The 1528-nt window shown below is 41.8% G+C and carries 2 protein-coding genes; both read right to left on the reverse strand.

Annotated features, from left to right (window positions below; genetic code table 11):
- The coding region (locus B5F87_RS20860; protein WP_143405321.1) for a hypothetical protein at positions 1–365 on the reverse strand (365 nt) is incomplete at its 3' end.
- A gap of 735 nt (positions 366–1100) precedes the next feature.
- Positions 1101–1528: hypothetical protein (locus B5F87_RS21110; protein ID WP_158097125.1), on the reverse strand; the 428-nt coding region annotated here is incomplete at its 5' end.

A 1528-nucleotide genomic window follows, 5' to 3' on the forward strand; every position in this document is an offset into this window, starting at 1 on the left:
GCTGCCGCGTCCCCGGCGGCTACTTTTCCTCTTTTGTATTCATGGAACAGGATGTCCGTCCCGATTCCTTTCTGGCGGCAGCTTATGACGAAGTCCCGCAGGACGCTGTCTATGGCAAAATCATTGCAGAAAAAGACCTCGCCCAGAGCCTCGTACTGACTTTTCAGCCGGCTCAGATAGGTCTGCAGTTCTTTAGGATTCAGTACTTCGGGACTCAGTTCCATGGAATCCTGTTGCTCCTGATGTGCGGCGGCAAGGAGTTTTGTCCCCCGTCCCAGAAGGATCCGGGTTTCATCGATCTCACGGAGGTGTTTGGATACCTGACGGTAATAATCTTCCATCTGGGCTTTATTGCGAAGGAGCATGGCTTGTTTTCTTTTCTGAATAAAAATATAAACTAAACATTCCAGAAAAATAAAAGTTAAACTAATGAGTATCTGCCCAACTCCAAAAAATATCATAATATCTGATACCAACATATCTTCTGTCCAAACATACAAAATGTTTGATAACCAGGAATTTATCAAAACAGTGAGAAGAAATCCTCCTAACAACCAGGAATTAAAAAAATAAATATTTCGGATTTTCTTCAAAAAAGGCAACCCAAAAAATAAAAAAACTCCCAGAGATACCATACCAAAAACAAAAATAAAAGATGGGCTCGGACATAAAAACCCAGCTATGTAAACAATCATAGCAACAAATGCATCTGAACAAATATATACTGTCAACAATTTAAAAAAATGCACTTCCCAGACAATACTCAGGATTACTGCAACGCATAATGCCACACCAGTTCCCATTGTTGCAACAATAAAACGAAACCATAATTCCTCACCGTATATGCTGTTTAATATTCCTAATGTTAAAACATTATAAATAAAAAAATGAATAATATTTGCAAAAAAAGCAATCCAAATTCTTTTCCTTTTACCACAGCTAATACTAATTAAAATACATACCATAAGCTTTGTAGTAAATCCCATACTTAGCATTCCCTGTGATGCAATCAAGTTTTCCAACATTTTTTTATAATTCCCCATCTTCAAATTTTTTTCAATAAAAGCATCTATAAAAATACGTCTCTTTCAACGCCTTCTTCACTGCTCTTCCCCATTATTCAATCCTACCACCAGCTGCATCTGTTGTCCTTCCCATTGTACATGTATGATACCATTGTATTTTCTCATCCATGGATTGAAGGATCGTTTTTTCACCCGTATCTTGCGCAGGGTCCGCACCGTCTCACCCGACGATTGTTTCCCGTCCACGTCCCATGCCTCCGGTTTGGTCACTGTCACTGTCATGGAAAACAGCAGCTGGTTTTTGACAGAGGCTCCATGAAGGCTGATGCAGACTCCGGAGGATTGTTGGGAGGCCTGTCCCGGCCGGGTGTTCCTTGACTGCAGCAGGGGTTCCGCTGCTCTTTGTCCGTAATCGAGCATACGGGACAGGATGGCTGCCGCGTCCCCGGCGGCTACTTTTCCTCTTTTGTATTCATGGAACAGGATGTCCGTCCCGATTCCTT

It is taken from the genome of Eubacterium sp. An3, assembly GCF_002159465.1.
In the GTDB taxonomy this organism is placed as follows: domain Bacteria; phylum Bacillota; class Clostridia; order Lachnospirales; family Lachnospiraceae; genus Anaerobutyricum; species Anaerobutyricum stercoris.